Origin of the sequence: Pseudomonas sp. DTU12.1, assembly GCF_009873475.1 — a bacterium.
GTDB classification, from domain to species: Bacteria; Pseudomonadota; Gammaproteobacteria; order Pseudomonadales; family Pseudomonadaceae; genus Aquipseudomonas; species Aquipseudomonas proteolytica.
The window spans coordinates 98,828-115,956 of sequence record NZ_CP045254.1; the positions used below are offsets into that span (position 1 = coordinate 98,828).

General features: G+C 61.7%; 16 protein-coding genes. 7 read left to right on the forward strand and 9 right to left on the reverse strand.

Annotated features, from left to right (window positions below; genetic code table 11):
• Positions 1-2 precede the first annotated feature (2 nt).
• Entirely contained in the window at positions 3-1,529 is a 1,527-nt protein-coding gene (locus GDV60_RS00470) for a PLP-dependent aminotransferase family protein (protein WP_159905959.1), read from the reverse strand.
• A gap of 101 nt (positions 1,530-1,630) precedes the next feature.
• On the opposite strand from GDV60_RS00470, the gene GDV60_RS00475 reads away from it, so the two are divergent.
• Genes GDV60_RS00475 through GDV60_RS00485 form a run of 3 tightly spaced genes read left to right on the forward strand, consistent with a single transcriptional unit; the run spans position 1,631 to position 3,419 of the window.
• A complete protein-coding gene (locus GDV60_RS00475; RefSeq protein ID WP_159905961.1) occupies positions 1,631-2,278 on the forward strand; it encodes an FMN-binding negative transcriptional regulator in 648 nt (215 codons plus the stop codon).
• Positions 2,265-2,711, forward strand: coding sequence for a GNAT family N-acetyltransferase (locus GDV60_RS00480; RefSeq protein WP_159905963.1), 447 nt, complete (start codon positions 2,265-2,267; stop codon positions 2,709-2,711). The genes GDV60_RS00475 and GDV60_RS00480 overlap by 14 nt, the downstream gene beginning before the upstream one ends.
• Positions 2,712-2,747: 36 nt before the next feature.
• The gene (locus tag GDV60_RS00485; RefSeq protein ID WP_133715211.1) at positions 2,748-3,419 is read left to right on the forward strand and encodes a GNAT family N-acetyltransferase; all 672 of its coding nucleotides are present in this window, start codon (positions 2,748-2,750) and stop codon (positions 3,417-3,419) included.
• Positions 3,420-3,520: 101 nt separating this feature from the next.
• Here the strand turns inward: GDV60_RS00485 and GDV60_RS00490 are convergent, their stop codons facing one another.
• The gene (locus GDV60_RS00490) at positions 3,521-4,420 is read right to left on the reverse strand and encodes a homocysteine S-methyltransferase family protein (protein ID WP_070996664.1); all 900 of its coding nucleotides are present in this window, start codon (positions 4,418-4,420) and stop codon (positions 3,521-3,523) included.
• A gap of 113 nt (positions 4,421-4,533) precedes the next feature.
• On the opposite strand from GDV60_RS00490, the gene GDV60_RS00495 reads away from it, so the two are divergent.
• On the forward strand, positions 4,534-5,355 hold the full coding sequence (locus GDV60_RS00495) for an ABC transporter substrate-binding protein (protein WP_154907136.1): 822 nt from the start codon (positions 4,534-4,536) through the stop codon (positions 5,353-5,355).
• Positions 5,352-6,182: an amino acid ABC transporter permease gene (locus tag GDV60_RS00500; RefSeq protein ID WP_029290023.1), complete on the forward strand. Its 831-nt coding sequence runs from the start codon at positions 5,352-5,354 to the stop codon at positions 6,180-6,182. The genes GDV60_RS00495 and GDV60_RS00500 overlap by 4 nt, the downstream gene beginning before the upstream one ends.
• 3 nt (positions 6,183-6,185) lie before the next feature.
• Here the strand turns inward: GDV60_RS00500 and GDV60_RS00505 are convergent, their stop codons facing one another.
• Both GDV60_RS00505 and GDV60_RS00510 read right to left on the reverse strand, forming a co-directional pair.
• Positions 6,186-6,452, reverse strand: a complete 267-nt coding sequence (locus GDV60_RS00505; protein WP_371128935.1) for a helix-turn-helix domain-containing protein — start codon at positions 6,450-6,452, stop codon at positions 6,186-6,188.
• An 8-nt stretch (positions 6,453-6,460) separates the two neighbouring features.
• Positions 6,461-6,754: a hypothetical protein gene (locus GDV60_RS00510; RefSeq protein WP_256679348.1), complete on the reverse strand. Its 294-nt coding sequence runs from the start codon at positions 6,752-6,754 to the stop codon at positions 6,461-6,463.
• 275 nt (positions 6,755-7,029) lie between these two features.
• On the opposite strand from GDV60_RS00510, the gene GDV60_RS00515 reads away from it, so the two are divergent.
• Positions 7,030-8,298 (forward strand): autotransporter domain-containing protein, encoded by a 1,269-nt coding sequence (locus GDV60_RS00515; RefSeq protein WP_159905965.1) that lies wholly within the window; start codon positions 7,030-7,032, stop codon positions 8,296-8,298.
• A 66-nt stretch (positions 8,299-8,364) separates the two neighbouring features.
• Here the strand turns inward: GDV60_RS00515 and oadA are convergent, their stop codons facing one another.
• Both oadA and GDV60_RS00525 read right to left on the reverse strand, forming a co-directional pair.
• Positions 8,365-10,173 carry a sodium-extruding oxaloacetate decarboxylase subunit alpha gene (gene oadA / locus GDV60_RS00520; protein ID WP_029290033.1) on the reverse strand — a complete coding sequence of 603 codons (1,809 nt, stop codon included), beginning with the start codon at positions 10,171-10,173 and terminating at the stop codon, positions 8,365-8,367.
• A gap of 11 nt (positions 10,174-10,184) precedes the next feature.
• Complete coding sequence (locus tag GDV60_RS00525; protein ID WP_029290035.1) at positions 10,185-11,600, reverse strand: acetyl-CoA carboxylase biotin carboxylase subunit; 1,416 nt, start codon at positions 11,598-11,600, stop codon at positions 10,185-10,187.
• A gap of 195 nt (positions 11,601-11,795) precedes the next feature.
• Here GDV60_RS00525 and GDV60_RS00530 point away from each other — a divergent pair, with 195 nt between their 5' ends.
• On the forward strand, positions 11,796-12,770 hold the full coding sequence (locus GDV60_RS00530; protein WP_029290038.1) for a LysR family transcriptional regulator: 975 nt from the start codon (positions 11,796-11,798) through the stop codon (positions 12,768-12,770).
• Here the strand turns inward: GDV60_RS00530 and GDV60_RS26655 are convergent.
• The 3 genes from GDV60_RS26655 to GDV60_RS00540 form a co-directional block, all read right to left on the reverse strand.
• Positions 12,700-12,897: a PA3496 family putative envelope integrity protein gene (locus GDV60_RS26655; RefSeq protein ID WP_071610068.1), complete on the reverse strand. Its 198-nt coding sequence runs from the start codon at positions 12,895-12,897 to the stop codon at positions 12,700-12,702. The genes GDV60_RS00530 and GDV60_RS26655 overlap by 71 nt on opposite strands.
• A gap of 309 nt (positions 12,898-13,206) precedes the next feature.
• Complete coding sequence (gene hexR / locus GDV60_RS00535; protein ID WP_029290040.1) at positions 13,207-14,073, reverse strand: transcriptional regulator HexR; 867 nt, start codon at positions 14,071-14,073, stop codon at positions 13,207-13,209.
• Positions 14,074-14,226: 153 nt separating this feature from the next.
• A complete protein-coding gene (locus GDV60_RS00540; RefSeq protein WP_070996656.1) occupies positions 14,227-17,109 on the reverse strand; it encodes an EAL domain-containing protein in 2,883 nt (960 codons plus the stop codon).
• Positions 17,110-17,129 lie beyond the last annotated feature (20 nt).

Sequence of the window (17,129 nt, forward strand, 5' to 3'; positions counted from 1 at the left end):
CCTCAGTCGGCCCGCCAGGCCGTGCGCAACCGCGCCAGGGCCTGGGTGATGGCCTCTTCGGGCACGGCGGCAAAACCCAGCACCAGGCCGGCACGCTGGTCCTGCGGCTCAAGGGAGTCGGGCAACCAATAGCTGCTCAAGCCGTTGATTTCGACATCGGCTTTGGCGGCCAGGTCCAGCAATTCCCGCTCCCGCGCCAGGCTGTCCACCCGCACGGTCAGGTGCAGCCCCGCCGTGACAACAGGCAGGCTGCCCATACCGGGCACACCCTGCGGCCAGCCCGCCAACAGGGCATTGCGCCGACTCAACGCAGCACGGCGCATGCGCCGGATATGTCGCTGGAAATGCCCGCTGGCCATAAATTCAGCCATGACTGCCTGGGTGCTGACTTCCGAATGGCGCACGTCCACCGCACGGCGCCGGGCGAACGCGTCCACCAGCCCCGGCGGCAATACCAGATAGCCCAGGCGCAACGCCGGAAACGCAACCTTGCCAAAGGTGCCGACGTACAGCACCCGACCACTGCGATCCAGCGCGGCCAAGGGCGCCAGCGGGGCGCCGCTGTAGCGGTATTCGCCGTCGTAATCATCCTCGACGATCCAACCGTCGCTGCGCTCGGACCAGGCCAGCAACTCCAGGCGCCGCGCCAGACTCATGACCACCCCCAGCGGGTATTGATGGGAGGGCGTGACGTAGACCACACGATTGGCCCCCAGCGCGGTGCAGTCGATACCTTCTGCGTCCACCGTCACACCCTGCATCTGTGCGCCAGCAATGGCGAAGGCGTGCCCGGCGGCGCGGTAGCCGGGATTTTCAATCGCTACGCCATCTCCCGGCCGCACCAGCAACTGTGCACAAAGGCTGATTGCCTGTTGCGCGCCACTGGTGATCACTATTTGCGCAGCGCTGCACTGCAGGCCCCGGGCATTGCGCAAGTAGGCGGCAATCAAGCCCCGCAGGCGCTCATCGCCGGCCGGGTCGCCATAGCACAGTTGCTGCAAGTCCGGCTTGCGCCAGAAAGCCGCATTCAGCTTGGCCCACACGTCAAAAGGGAACAGGTCAAATGCCGGCACGCCCACCCGAAAAGCCCGGGGCGGTCCACTGGGAGGCAGGGGTAAATGATGGGTTTGCAAACGATCCAAAGCCGGGCTGTGGATAACTTTTTTGCGAGAATTTGCCGCCGGATCGGCATCAATTGTGGATAAGGCTGGGGATAAGCCTGTTGAAAACCCTGTGGACAGTTTTGTGGATAATTTTTCCGGCAACTGCGCCACATACGTCCCATCCCCTACCCGGCCCTCGATAAAACCTTCGGCATACAACTGATCGTAGGCGCGCACCACGCTGTTGCGGGAAATCCCCAGCGCCACCGCCAGGTCACGGCTGGCTGGCAGCCGCGTACCGCTGACCAGGCGCGCATCGAGGATGCGCTGGCGCAAGGCCAGGTAAAGCTGGCGCGTCAGGCCCTGCCGGCGGTCCAGCTCAATGCCTGCCGGGTTGAAAGACAGCGGGGGCTCGATGGGCGGCATGTGGCAGCTCCGGCATTGGTCCTATGAAATGAGCACAAGATGGCTCTTACAACGAACCATTAGCCTGCCTAGGATGCTGGCATTCGCCAAGGAAAATCTCCATGTACACACCCCGCGCCTTTGCCCTCGACGATTTGCCTGAACTGCACCAACTGATCCAACACACGCGCTTGGCCCAGTTGGTGACCGTTGGCGAACAAGGCCTGCAAGCCAGCCACCTACCGCTGCTGCTCAAGCACGACGAGGGCCCCCATGGCACCCTCTACGGGCACCTGGCCAAGGCCAACCGGCAATGGCAGGACCTGCAGAGCGGCAGCCAGGCCCTGGTGATTTTTGCCAGTGCCGAGGCCTATGTCAGCCCGAGCTTTTACCCGGCCAAGGCGGAACACGGCAAAGTGGTGCCGACCTGGAATTACCTCGCAGTGCATGCCTACGGCCAGGCCGATGTGTTCACCGACGCCGAGCGCCTGTTGGCACTGGTCAGCGGCCTGACCGACCGCCATGAATCGGCGCGCGCGCAGCCCTGGAAAGTCAGCGACGCGCCGGACGACTACATTCAAGGCATGCTCAAGGCCATCGTCGGTTTCGCCCTGCCCATTGAGCGTTTGCTGGGCAAGCGCAAACTCAGCCAGAACCGCAGCGCAGCAGACATTGCCGGCGTGCGTGACGGGCTGGCCGTCAGCCCCGATGTACGCGATCAGACCCTCGCCCGCTTCATCCCCCAAGGAGCCCCCCATGCACCCGATTGAAATCCGCCCGGTCAGCGCAGCCGATCACGCCGCCTGGTTGCCGCTGTGGCAGGCGTACCTGCGTTTCTACAACACCGAGTTGCCAGACACGGTCAGCGCCAGCACCTGGCAACGCCTGCTCGACCCCAACGAGCCGACGCACTCGGCCCTGGCCTGGCAGGATGGCAAGGCGCTGGGCATGGTCAATTTCATCTACCATCGCTCCAACTGGAGCATCGAGAACTCCTGCTACCTGCAGGATTTGCTGGTAGAACCGGCGCAACGCGGCAGTGGGATCGGCCGCAAACTGATCGAATTCGTCTACACCACCGCCAAGGCCGATGGTTGCTGCAAGGTCCATTGGTTGACCCATGAGAGCAATGCCACGGCGATTGCGTTATACGAACGTATTGCTGAGCGCCCTGGTTTTATCCAGTTTCGCAAAGGCCTCTGAACCCAAGGCCTCAATACAACTCCCCTGGAGAACAGCATGTCGACTTCACTTGCAGACTGGAAAGGCGTCGCGGCGCCCAGCACTCAACTGATCGAGGGGCGTTTCATTCGCCTGGAAAAACTCGACCCGTCTCGGCACGCCGATGGCCTGTGGCAAGCCCTGCAAGGCCCGGGCGCCGACCCCAAGCTTTGGGACTATTTGCCCTACGGCCCATTTCTCGAGCGCGCGGCCTTCGATGCCTGGCTGAACAATCACGCGCTCAACAGCGACCCGTACTTTTTCAGCGTGATCGACCGTGCCAGCGGCGAGGTACAGGGGATTCTGAGCCTGATGTCCATCGTCCCGGCCCAGGGCCGCATCGAAATCGGCCACGTCACCTTTGGCGCCCCGATGCAGCGTTCACCGAAAAGCACCGAAGCGGTGTACCTGCTGGCCAGGCATTCCTTTGAACTGGGCTACCGCCGCCTGGAATGGAAGTGCAACAACGCCAATGCCCGCTCCAAATACGCAGCCGAACGCCTGGGCTTCAGTTTTGAAGGGGTGTTCCGCCAGCACATGGTGGTCAAGGGACAGAACCGCGATACGGCGTGGTATTCGATTTTGGATGGGGAGTGGCCGACAGTGGGTGCCGGGTTTGAAGCGTGGCTTGCCGATGCCAACCAGACCACCGACGGGCAAGTGAGAAGCCTGGCAGAGTGCCGGGCCTGATCCCACCTCAAGGCAGTACAGATCAAAGCTGTCGAGCTTCGACGAGGCTGCTATGGCGGTGGGTCAGGCTCCCACAAGGGTTTCGTTGGATGGCGCTGGGGTCAGGCCAGCTTTTGCGCCAACACCGCGATGTGTTCCGGGCCAATCCCGCAGCAACCGCCCAAATGGCTGGCACCGCGCGCCTGCCAGTCAGCCGCCCAATGCAGGTAACCGGGCGGGTCGAGGTCTTCGCGCAGCGGGTCCAGGCCATCGTTGGCCGTGGCTTGCTTGGGTTGCGGCGGGAAGGCGTTGGCGTAGGCGCCGATATGGATATCGCGCCCCAGGCGCTCAAAGGTCTGCCGCGCAGCGTCAATCGCGGCGCCAATCACCTCCGGCTGGCTGCAGTTGAACAACAACACCTGCACACCCAACTGCGCCGCCGCTTCTGCTGCGTCTGTCACGGGTTCGCCCGAACGCAGGCGCGGCACCTCATCGGTGTCTTCGTCGCGCAAGGTAAACGACAGCCAAAACGGTTTGCCGTCATCGGGCAGGCCGGCGTGGATGGCCCGGGCTTCGACGATGGAGCTTTGGGTTTCCGCCAGCCACAGATCGACATGAGGCCCCAGGCCCGCTACCAGCGGCGCCAGCAGCTCAAGGGCGCGATCGGCTTCAAACAGGTCAGGGCGATAGGAGCCAAACAACGGCGGCAAGGAGCCTGCCACACGTACCGCCTTGCCCGAGGCATCCACCGCCCGGCGCGCGAGTTCGCCCGCCAAGGCCGCGAGGGCCTGGCCTTCGGCGGCAAACCGCGCCTCGCCGATATGGAACGGCACCACCGCATAGCTGTTGCTGGTGATGACATTGGCGCCACTCTCGATATACGCCGCGTGCACCGCTTCCACCGCTTGCGGGGCTTCGCTCAAGGCCAGCGCAGACCACTCCGGCTGGCGAAACGGCGCGCCACGGCGCTGCAGTTCGCGGCCCATGCCACCGTCGAGAATCACTGTGTGTACTGAGCCCATATGCCTTTTACTCATATGCTTATGAAAATAACTCACTATCAGAGTCGTTCTTATAACTATTTAATACGCACCTTCTGGTTATTAACAACCTCTTTTTTATTCAGGTATTCATCGTGAAATTTCCACCGCTGCTGGCCCTCGGCCTGACGATTCTGGCCGCCTCTACCCAAGCCTTTGGCGGTGCCACTCTGGAGCGCATCGAGAAAAAGCAGGAACTGGTCGGCGTGCTGATGGAAAGCTACCCGCCGTTCTCATTTCTCAATGAGCAGAACCAGCTCGATGGCTTCGACGTCGATGTGGCCAAGGCGGTCGCGCAAAAACTGGGCGTGAAGCTGCGCCTGGAAACGCCCTCCTGGGATGTGATCGCAGCCGGTCGCTGGAGCGGCCGTTACGATATATGCATCTGTTCGATGACCCCGAGCAAAGCCCGCGCCGAGGTATTTGACTTTCCGGTGCAGTACTACGCCTCACCGGCGGTGATCGTGGTCAATGCCCAAGACAATCGCATTCATGGCGCCAAGGACTTGAGCGGCAAGAAGGTCGGGCTTACCAGCGCCTCCAGCTATGAAAGCTACCTGAACAAAAACCTGGTGATCGAAGGCGCCGAAGACACGCAATTGCAGTACCCCTTCGAGGACGTGCAGATCGCGCCCTACGACACCGATAACGTAGCCTTCCAGGACCTCGGCCTGGGTGCAGGGGTACGCCTGGATGCAATCCTCACCAACCTGGTCACCGCCCAGCCGCGCTTGACCGAGGACAAACGCTTCAAGCTCGCCGGCCAAGCGCTGTACTCAGAACCCAATTCGGTGGCGATCGAGAAAGGCGACCCGCAGTGGGACAGCAAAGTGCGTGAAGTCTTCGCCCAGCTGAAACAGGACGGCACCTTGAGCAAGCTGTCGCAGAAATGGATCGGCGCCGATATCAGCCAATGACCGCCTTTCCCCCACCTCCCAAGCCGGTGGCTAGCGAATCGCGGCTACAACGCCTCTTCGGTTTCCGCACCCGCCTGTACCTGACCTGGGCGGTGCTGTTCGCCCTGTTCGCGAGTTTTTTCCTGAGCTTTGACCTGAAGTTCTCGATCATCCTCGACAAGCTGCCCAACCTGCTGGGCCTGAGCCTGGCGCCCAGCGGCTTCCTGCAAGGCGCAGCGCTGACGTTGTTTCTGTGCCTGTGTTCGATCGCGGCTTCGTCAGTGCTGGGGTTTGTCACCGCGCTGGGACGCCTGTCGAAAAGCGCCGTGGCCTTTGGCATTGCCAGCTTCTATGCGTCGTTCTTTCGCGGCACACCGTTGCTGATCCAGATCCTGTTGATCTACCTGGGCCTGCCGCAACTGGGCCTGGTCCCGGGCGCCATCGCCGCCGGGATCATCGCCTTGTCGCTCAACTACGGGGCTTACCTGAGCGAGATCTTCCGTGCCGGTATTCTCGGCGTGCCCCATGGCCAACGAGAGGCCGCCCTGGCCCTGGGCATGCGTGACAGCCTGATCTTCTGGCATGTCACCCTGCCACAAGCCATGCGTACGATCATTCCGCCCACCACTAACCAGTTCATCTCGATGCTCAAGGACTCGTCGCTGATTTCGGTGATGGGTGTCTGGGAAGTGATGTTTCTGGCGCAATCCTATGGCCGCTCCAGTTATCGCTACATCGAGATGCTGACCACTGCGGCGATCATTTACTGGGTGTTGTCCATCGGCCTGGAACTGATCCAGGCCCGTATGGAGCGCCACTACGGCAAGGGTTATGTACGACGCGGCTAAGCTTCAGCCCAGCGAACGGCGCACCCTGACCACCCCCATCTGCAAGCCGAACGGACGGAACACAGCGTTCAACGACTTGAGCGTCTGATTGCCCTCGCCATGCTCGATATGCACCAGCGTGCGCACGGAAATCTTGCACATCCTGGCAAATTGGCTCTGGTGCAGGCCCGTGACTTCAACGCGAAGGCGGCGTACCGCTTCGCCGATTTGCAGGGTGCCCTGGGCCAGGCCCTGCTCGATGCCCTGGATCAGCAGGGCGCGTGTATCCATGCTGACAGTCATCGCAGCAGGAAGCGTTTCGCCGCACCCGCCGGTGCAATGTCATGCAAGAAGGCAGGAGCCGTCTTGAGGAAGGTGACATCCCACTCCAGAGGAAACCGCCCACTCAACGCAGAACAAAAACCTTGTCCAATGTCGCCAAGGTGCTCCACGAGATAGTCCTGCCGATAGTGAAACCGACAGGGTCCATCAAAACCTTTTTGAGGCTCGGAAAACTCCAGCCGCATTGCGTCCTGCCAATGGCCGGCATTAAAGATTTGCAACATCAGGGAGTGAATGGCTTCCGTTGGCAATTTAATGCACCTTCGGCGAATGAAGCAGGCTTGATTACGCAATATAGTGCATGCGCGATTGCCAAGCCCGCTTTATTTACGCAATAAAATGCATTTATTGCGCTTAAGCGGGTTAAAAAACGCAATAAAATGCAAACCAGCTCACCTACATTGAGCACGCGTACATTCGCTCCGGACTAAAGACATCTCCCGCGTACTACGCACGCCGCCGCTGACAGTTGTACGCCGGCCACCTCGCTAAATTCCCTGCCTCACATATCAGAGGTTGGGACCGTATGCCCTACACATCCAAGCGACTTGCCATAGTCATGACCTTCGCGCTGAACGCTGCCAGTATTTCAATGGTTGCCGCACGCGGGGATATGGAGCCACCCAGCGACAGCGAGCAGGCACATCCCGTACCTGCCAGCGCTTTTTATTTCGCCGATTACGCCACCACCCACAACGGCCGCAGCGTCGCCCAGGTACTGGACAACGCCATAGACGCATTGTGGGAGCCAGGCGTTCTGAGCGATTACGATCTGGAGCGGATTACCCATGACTACCACTACTTCCGCAACCTGGCGCCCAACAGGCTCGGCGCGGTGCTTGAACAACTGGCCGGCAGCCAGAACGCCAACCTGGGCAGCGCCACCCAGAACAGCCTGGCCCCGCTGAACGCCAGCCTGCTGTCGGTGATGCGCGAGGGGAACGGCGATGCCCCCGGGCGTTTCTGGTTCCAGGGCCTGGGCAGCGGCGCCAGCCTGGGCGGGCAGCACGGCAGCGCCGGCCTGCAGCAACGTACTCGAGGCCTGGTGCTGGGGGCTGATTGGGCGGTGGACCCTGCCTGGCGCGTGGGTGTCGTGGGCGCCAAATCCACCAGCGACCTGAGCGCCAAACGCTTCAAGGCCGGGCTGGACAGCTGGCACCTGGGGGCTTACGCGGTGCGCGAGGACGGGCCACTGGCGCTGCGCCTGGGAGCGATCCATAGCAGCCACGCCGGCCAGAACAAACGCAGTGTCGACTTTGATTTCATCGACTATCGGGAGCAGCTCAAGGGCAAGTACACCGCGCAAAGCCAGACGCTTCTCAGCGAGCTGGGCTATCGCGTGGACCACGGCAGTTTCACCGTCGAACCGTTCGCCGGCGTAGGCTATCAGCGCTACCACCGCGAACGCTTCAAAGAAAAAGGCGGCATGAGCGCCCTCAACGTCGGCGAGCAAACCCAGCAGAATCTGAGCACCACCCTCGGCCTGCGCATGAGCAGCCTCTACACGCTGGACAACCAGATGAGCCTCAAACCTCACGTCAGCGCGAGCTGGAAGCATCTGTACGGCGATGTAGGTAGCAGCGTGCGCCAGTCCTCCGCATGGGTGGACAAGGACGCGTTCAACAGCGATTTCACCATCCAGGGCATCGCGCTGAACCGCGACAGCCTGGCCTTGCAGGCCGGGCTGGGGCTGGCAGTGTCGGCCACGCAGAGCGTCGGCCTGACTTACACCGGTGACGTTGGCGCCCGCAGCACCAGCCAGGCAGTCATGGGCCAATGGACCCTGACCTTCTGAATTTTGCGCAAAAAAAAGGGGGCACATGCCCCCCGAGGATTAAGCGGTAGTGTCGAAGGCTGTGTATCAGCCTTCGATTTCGATCAGGATTTCGCCCGGGTTGACCCGGTCGCCCTTGGCCACATGAACGGCGCTGACCTTGCCGGCGATGGCCGCCTGCACTTCGGTCTCCATCTTCATCGCTTCGGTGATCAGCACGGCCTGGCCGGCCTTGACCACGTCGCCTTCCTTGACCAGCACATCCACGATATTGCCCGGCATGGCCGTACTCACATGGCCCGGCTCGCTGGCTTGCTTGCGTTTGCTGGTGCCGCCGCCGACGAATTCGTTGAGCGGTTCGAACACCACTTCTTCCGGCATGCCGTCGATGGACAGGTAGAAGTGACGCTTGCCTTCGGCCTTGACGCCGACACCGGTGATATCGACGCGGTAGCTTTCGCCGTGCACGTCGATGACGAACTCGGTCGGCACGCCTTCGCCACCGGCACGGGCCACGCCGCCGGCTTCAGGGATTGGCAGCAGCACTTCAGGGCTCAGGGTCCCGGCTTCACGCTCTTCGAGGAACTTGCGTCCGATATCGGGGAACATGGCGTAGGTCAGCACGTCTTCTTCGGACTTGGCCAATGCGCCGATTTCGCCACGCAGCTTGGTCATTTCCGGCTTGAGCAGGTCGGCCGGGCGCACGTCGATCACGTCTTCGCTGCCGATGGCCTGGCGCCGCAGTTTCTCGTCCACGGTGCCCGGCGCCTTGCCGTAGCCGCCCTGCAGGTAGAGCTTCACTTCGTTGGTGATGGTCTTGTAGCGCTCGCCGGCCAGCACGTTGAAGAACGCCTGGGTGCCGACGATCTGCGAGGTTGGCGTCACCAGCGGCGGGAAGCCGAGGTCTTCGCGCACCCGCGGGATTTCGGCCAGCACTTCGCTCATGCGGTTGAGGGCGCCCTGCTCTTTCAACTGGTTGGCCAGGTTGGAAATCATCCCGCCCGGTACCTGGTTGACTTGCACGCGGGTGTCGACGGCGGTGAATTCGCTTTCGAACTGGTGGTACTTCTTGCGCACGGCGTAGAAGTACAGGCCGATTTCCTGCAGCAGTTCCAGGTCCAGGCCGGTGTCGAATTCGCTGCCTTTAAGGGCGGCGACCATCGACTCGGTGCCTGGGTGGCTGGTGCCCCAGGCGAAGCTGGAGATGGCGGTGTCGATATGGTCGGCACCGTTTTCGATGGCCTTGAGTTGGCACATCGCGGCCAGGCCAGCGGTGTCGTGGGAGTGGATAAAGATCGGCAGGCTCTGCTCGGCCTTCAGCGCCTTGACCAGCTCGCCGGTGGCGTACGGGGTCAGCAGGCCGGCCATGTCCTTGATTGCCACCGAGTCGCAACCCATGGCTTCCATTTGCTTGGCCTGGGCCACGAATGCCTCGATGGTGTGCACCGGGCTGGTGGTGTAGGCGATGGTGCCCTGGGCGTGCTTGCCCGCCGCTTTCACCGCTTCGATGGCCACGCGCAGGTTACGCACGTCGTTCATGGCGTCGAAGATACGGAACACGTCGATGCCATTCACGGCGGCCTTGGCGACGAAGGCCTTGACCACATCGTCGCTGTAGTGGCGGTAGCCCAGCAGGTTCTGGCCACGCAGAAGCATTTGCAGGCGCGTGTTAGGCAACGCGGCGCGCAGTTTGCGCAGGCGCTCCCACGGGTCTTCTTTCAAGAAACGTACGCAGGCGTCGAAGGTCGCGCCGCCCCAGACTTCCAGGGACCAGTAGCCGACTTTGTCGAGCTTGTCGCAGATCGGCAGCATGTCGTCAGTGCGCATGCGGGTCGCCAGCAACGATTGGTGGGCGTCGCGCAGGATGGTGTCGGTTACGAAGATTTTCTTAGACATTGGAATGTTCCTCACAGGCCTGCGTGGGCGGCGATGGCGGCGGCGATGGCCAGGGCCAGCTCTTCGGGTTTGCGCTTGATCGAGTAGTTGGTCAGCTCAGGGTGGCTTTCCACAAAACTGGTGTTGAACTGGCCGCTGCGGAATTCCGGATTGCGCAGGATTTCCTGGTAGTAGGCGGCGGTGGTCTTCACGCCTTGCAGGCGCATGTCGTCCAGGGCACGCAGGCCGCGGTCCATGGCTTCTTCCCAGGTCAGCGCCCACACCACCAGTTTCAGGCACATGGAGTCGTAGAACGGTGGGATGGTGTAGCCGGTGTAGATCGCCGTATCGGTCCGCACACCCGGGCCGCCGGGGGCGTAGTAACGGGTGATCTTGCCGAAGCTGGGCAAAAAGTTGTTCTTCGGGTCTTCGGCGTTGATGCGGAACTGCAACGCAAAGCCACGGTGCTGGATATCTTCCTGTTTTACCGACAGCGGCAGGCCGGACGCGATGCGGATCTGCTCGCGGACGATGTCGATCCCGGTGATTTCTTCGGTGATGGTGTGTTCCACCTGCACCCGGGTGTTCATCTCCATGAAGTACACCTCGCCCTCGGCGAGCAGGAACTCCACGGTGCCGGCGTTCTCGTAGCCCACGGCCTTGGCCGCGCGCACCGACAGGTCACCGATATAGGCACGCTGCTCGGGGGTCAGTTGCGGGCTTGGGGCAATTTCGATGAGTTTCTGGTTACGGCGCTGGATCGAGCAGTCGCGCTCGAACAGATGCACCACGTTGCCAAAACTGTCGCCGAGGATCTGCGCCTCGATGTGCTTGGGATTGACGATGCATTTTTCCAGGAACACTTCCGCCGAGCCAAAGGCCTTGGTGGCCTCGGAGATCACGCGGGGGAAGGCTTGTTCGAGTTCTTCACGGCTGTTGCAGCGACGAATGCCGCGCCCGCCACCACCGGAGGTGGCCTTGAGCATCACCGGGTAGCCGATGCGGTCACCTTCGGTCAGTGCTTCGGCGATGTCGGCAACGTTGCCTTCGGTGCCGGGGGTGACCGGCACACCCGCCTTGATCATGCTGCGGCGCGCTTCGGTCTTGTCGCCCATGCGGCGAATCACTTCGGCGGATGGACCAATGAATTTGATACCGCGTTCGGCGCAGATATCCGCCAGTTCGGCGTTTTCCGATAGGAAGCCGTAGCCGGGGTGCAATGCGTCGCAGCCGGTTTCCACCGCCAGGTTCACCAGCTTGCGCGGGTTCAGGTAGCCGGCCAGGGGCTCGGCGCCAATGCTGTGGGCCTCGTCGGCGCGCTTGACGTGCAAGGCATGCCGGTCTGCGTCGGAATAGACCGCCACTGAACGGATACCCATTTCGGCACAGGCCCGCACGATGCGGACGGCAATCTCACCACGGTTGGCGATCAGGATCTTTGTTATCACTTGGAATTTCCCTTGAGCCGATTGCTGCATTCATCGACCTGCTAGACCAGGTCGGCGCGTGACCAAATGTTTCAAGCCAGTCGCGAGATACACACTATGCGCACTTAGGGATTAACAAAAATCAATAATTATTGGGTTGTGTATAAGTAAAGACTTATAGTTGAGCGCACAGACCCCGGCGAGACCTTTTTAATTATGCGTAAGTCATTGATGCGTATGACATTACGTCAATTGCAGATCTTTAATGAGGTCTGCGATTTGCGTTCCTACAGCCGCGCAGCTGAAGAAATGTCCCTCACGCAACCGGCGGTTAGCCTGCAAATTCGCCAGCTCGAAGAGCTGGTCGGCCAGCCGCTGTTCGACTACGTGGGCAAAAAGCTCTACATGACCGAAGCGGCCGAAGCCCTGCAACGGGCCAGCCGGGACATTTTCGGGCGCCTGGAAAACCTCGATATGCAGCTCTCGGACATGCAGGGCTCGCTGCAGGGGCAATTGAAGCTGGCGGTGGAGTCCAGCGCCAAATACTTCGTGCCGCACTTGTTCGCCGCCTTCAAGCGCCAGCACCCGGAGGTGCAGTTGCACCTGACAGTGGTCAACCGCGCCCAGGTGATCCGCCGGCTGTCGGACAACCGTGACGACCTGGTGATCATGTCCATGGTGCCTCAGGACATGGGCCTGGAATTCCTGCCGTTTCTCAATAACCCGATTGTGGCGGTGGCCCCACCGGACCATCCGCTGAGCCTGCAAGGGCCGCTGCGCCTGCAAGACCTGGAGCCTTACACCCTGTTGCTGCGCGAACCCGGCTCCGGGACGCGTTTGGCCTGCGAGGAATACTTCAAGGAAAAGCGCGTGCACTTCACCCAGACGGTGGAAGTGGCCTCGGCCGAGGCACAGCGCGAGTGCGTGGTGGCGGGGTTGGGCGTGGCGCTTTTGACACGCCACGCCCTGAACCTGGAACTGGCCACCGGCGGGCTCAAGGAGCTGCCGGTGGAAGAGCTGCCGCTGTACCGCAGTTGGTGCCTGGTGCAGGCCAAGGCCAAACGCCTGTCACCGGTGGCCCATGCGTTCCTGGGCTTTATCCGCAGCGAGCGGGTACAGATCAGCGCGCTGGCTGAACGCTTCGCTGGGCAGCCGCGGGTGCCTGCCAGTGCAACTCCGGGTAGTCACTGATGCTCTGCAGCAGTTGACGCTGCTCGCAGCGATCTTCAATTGCACGCCGGAACGCCATGCGGCGCTGGTCTTCCTGCTGACGACGGGTCTTGACGGTGCTGGTGCTGTCTTCGTAGTGCCGGGCCATTTCGAGTCTCCCAATGCGAGTACGGGGAGTTCAGGATGGGCACGGGGGATGACGGTTTGGCGGCGCGGGGGTTACAGGACGATGAATACTGACCTGTGGTGAGCGGGCTTACTGTGATGAAAAGGTTTGTTGTGGCGAGCGGGCTTGCCCCGCGCTGGGCGGCGAAGCCGCCCCAAAACCAGGCAACCAGGAATGTCTGATACACCTCATTGTTCTTGAATGGGGCCGCTTCGCCGCCCAGCGCGGGACAAGCCCGCTCGCCACAACAAGCCCACTCAGCTCAACAGGCACGCTTGCCAGGGGATCGAGTCAGTCGTCGAGGGCTTTGACGGACTTGGGTGACAACCGCAGGCTGCGCAAGCTGCGCTTGACGCTCTTGAGGTGGTTGACCAGACTCGGGCCACGCGCCATTGCCACGCCCATCGCCAGCACGTCGATCACCACCAGGTGGGCGATACGCGAGGTCAGCGGGGTGTAGATTTCGGTGTCTTCGTGTACATCGATCGCCAGGTTGACCGTGGACAGTTCCGCCAAGGGCGTCTGGCTCGGGCACAGGGTGATCAACGAAGCGCCGCTTTCACGCACCAGGTTGGCGGTGATCAGCAAATCTTTGGAACGACCTGACTGGGAAATACAGATCGCCACGTCGGTGGGCTTCAACGTCACCGCCGACATTGCCTGCATATGCGGGTCGCTGTAGGCCGCCGCCGTCAGTAGCAAACGGAAGAATTTGTGCTGGGCATCCGCCGCCACCGCGCCGGACGCACCAAAGCCGTAGAACTCCACACGCTGGGCCTGGGACATGGCGGTCACGGCTTTTTGCAGCTCGATCGGGTCGAGCTTCTCCCGCACTTCCATCAGGGTGTGCAGGGTGGTGTCGAAAATTTTCAGGCTGTAGTCGGCGACGGAGTCGTCTTCGTGAATCGCGAACTGGCCGAAGCTGGCACCGGCCGCCAGGCTCTGGGCCAGTTTCAGCTTCAAGTCCTGGAACCCCGAGCAACCGATGGCGCGGCAGAAGCGCACGATGGTCGGCTCGCTGATGCCTACGCTGTGGGCCAGGTCAGCCATGGAACTGTGCATCACGGCCGCAGGGTCAAGCAGCACGTGATCGGCAACCTTGAGTTCCGATTTGCGTAACAGGTGGCGCGACTGGGCGATATGTTGCAACAGGTTCAAAGGGCAGGACTCTTGTTATTGGCAGACGCCAGGGATGTAGCAAGCTTGTAGTTATACTACAAGAATTGTTGATTTGCCCGTTCGATGCATCACTAAATCGCCCTACTGCCCCCTGAATCAGCGGGCATATGCCATGTAGCAGCCGATGGCGCCTCACTGGCAGTCAGGAAAATCTGCATTTTTTCGTAACAAATCCGCCAACCCTTCGGCCTCGATCGGCCGACTGATCAAATAGCCCTGCACTTCATCGCAATTTTCGGCGCGCAGGAAATCCAACTGCTGCTGGTCCTCCACGCCCTCGGCGACCACCTTGAGTGCCAGGCCGTGGGCCATGGCGATGATCGCCCGGGTAATCGCCAAGTCTTCGCGCCCCTGGCCCAGACCCCGAATAAAGGTCTGGTCGATCTTCACGTAGTCCACCGGGATGCGCTTGAGGTAACTGAGGGACGAATAGCCGGTACCAAAGTCGTCAATGGCCAGTTTCACCCCCAGGTCGCGCAATTGCTGGAAGGTGGCGATGATGTGCTCGACGCTGTCGAGCAATTGGCTTTCGGTGAGTTCCAGCTCCAGGTACTGGGGGGCCAGCCCGGTTTCGTCCAGCACCTGGCGCACCAGGCTGACCAATTTGCCCTGGCGCAACTGGTGCACCGACAGGTTGACCGATACGCGAATCGGCGCCAGGCCTTGGCGCTGCCATTCACACGCCTGCCAGCAGGCCTGACGCAGCACGAACTCGCCCAATGGCACAATCAACCCGGTTTCTTCTGCCAACCCGATGAAATCACCGGGCGGCACGCTGCCCCATTGCGGGTGGTCCCAACGCACCAGCGCCTCGGCGGCGTTCATCTTACCGGTGGCCAGGCACAGCTTGGGTTGGTAGAACACCTTCAATTGGCGCTCATCGATAGCCTTGCGCAGTTGGTTTTCCAACTGCAGACGCTCCAGGGTGCTGGCCTGCAGGCTGTCGGTATAGAACTGGAAGTTATTGCCGCCCAAATGCTTGGCGTGCTGCATGGCCATGTTCGATTGGCTGACCAGCGCGGAAATTTCCCGGGCGTTATCCGGTAACAGGCTGACACCGATTGAGGCGCTGACCACCAATTCGTGGCCCTCCACCGCCACCGGCACCCGCAGCTTGGCCAGCAGCCGGGTAGCCACGCGCGCCAGGCTCGACAAGCTGCCATAAGCGTCGAACAACACCGCGAACTCGTCGCCGGATAACCGCGCGATGGTGTCGGCTTCCGGTAAGGCGTTGATCAGGCGCCGGGCCATTTTCTGCAGCAATTGGTCGGCGATTTCATGGCCCAGGCTGTCATTGAGCAGCTTGAAGCGGTCCAGGTTGATATGCAGCAACGCCAGGCTACGACCGCCCTGGCGTACCCGTTGATGGGCTTCGCGCAGGCGTTCGCGGAACAGCGAGCGGTTGGCCAGCCCCGTCAGTTCGTCGTAATGGGTGAGGTAGCGCATGCGCTCCTCGGACTCGCGGCGCGCCGACAAATCAGCGAAGAAGCCCACGATATGGCTCACATTTCCCCGAACATCACGCACTACGCTCAGTTGTAGCCATTGCGGGTACAGCTCGCCGTTCTTGCGCGCCTCTACCAGTTCACCCTGCCAACTGCCGTGGCTCAACAGGGCCTGGCGAATCACCGGGAAGTGTCGGCGCGCATCGCGGCTGCACGGCAATTCCACGACGTTGCGCCCGAGCATGTCGTCGATATCAAAGCCGGTGACGCGGCTGAAGGCCTGGTTGACCGCAATCAGCACATATTCCGGATCCAGGATCACAATGCCTTCGCTGGCCGCCTCGAACACCGTGGACGCCAGCCGCAACTGCTCCTCCACCGCCTTGCCGGCGCTGATGTCGCGCCGGGTACCGAGCATGCGTGTCACGCGTCCGCTGGCGGTACGCTCCACGGCCCGCCCGCGGTCTTCGATCCACACCCAGCGCCCGTCGCCGTGGCGCACGCGGTACTCCACCTGATAGTCCTCGCTGCGACCTTTCAGGTGCTCCACCAATGCGCGCTTGAGCAGTGGCAGGTCGTCCGGGTGCAGGCGAGGCTTGAGGTCGCGCAGCATCGCCGTGACGTATTCAGGCTCCAGGCCGAACAGTTCCTTGAGCTGGGTGTGATGGACTTCATCGGTTTGCAGGTTCCAGTCCCACAATCCCAGTTCACTGGCCTGCAATGCCATGGCCAGGCGCGCCTCGCTTTTACTCAGGGCGAGGCTGGCGGCGTCCAGTTGCTGGCCGCGCTGTTCGACACGGTGTTGCAGGCCGATTTGGGCCTCGCGCAACTCCTGCTCGACCTGGCGCCGCTGCTCGACCTCGCGCACCAGGTCCTGATTCAACTGCTCGCTGCGTTGGCGGGCCTGCTGCAGGTGCTCGATCAGGGCCTGGTTCTGGAAGCGCCGCAGCAAGCCGCGCTGGATCAGGCGATTGACCTGCCATGCCACCAGGCTCAAGGACGCCAGCAGGATCAGGCCCAGGTAACTCCAACCCTGCAATTGCGGTTCGCCGCTGCAAAATAGATAGAGGATGGTGGGGACCAGGCAGGGCAAGGCAAACGACAAAAACGCCGGCAGGCTCACTGCGTAGGCCACGCTGGCCGATAAAGTGGCCGCGCCAATCAGGCCAAACACCCAGGCCTGCTGCACGAAGCTGTCCAGTGGTACCAGGGCAATGGCCGCGCTCGCCAGGGTCAGGCCACTGGCTGCCGAGCCCAGCATGAACATCCGTCGCCAGATCGGCTGCGCCTGCCGGCTGGGCAGGGCGCTATCGAAGGCCGCCACCTGGATCACGCGCAACGCCACCAGGGCCAGCAACCACACCAGCCAACTGCCGACTTGCACATAGCGCTGCGGGCTCCAGAGCAACCAGGCGCAGACCAGGCCGTTAACCAGCATCAATAAGGTGGGCAGCAACGAACCTTGGTACAACAGACGCGTGCGCTCGACCGCCATCTCCATGGCGTAGTGCTTGCGGACAACCTGCGCCGGCGCGAGAGAAGGTCCAGGCAGGTCAGTGCTGAGGGTCATAGGCAGTGTTCTTATAATGG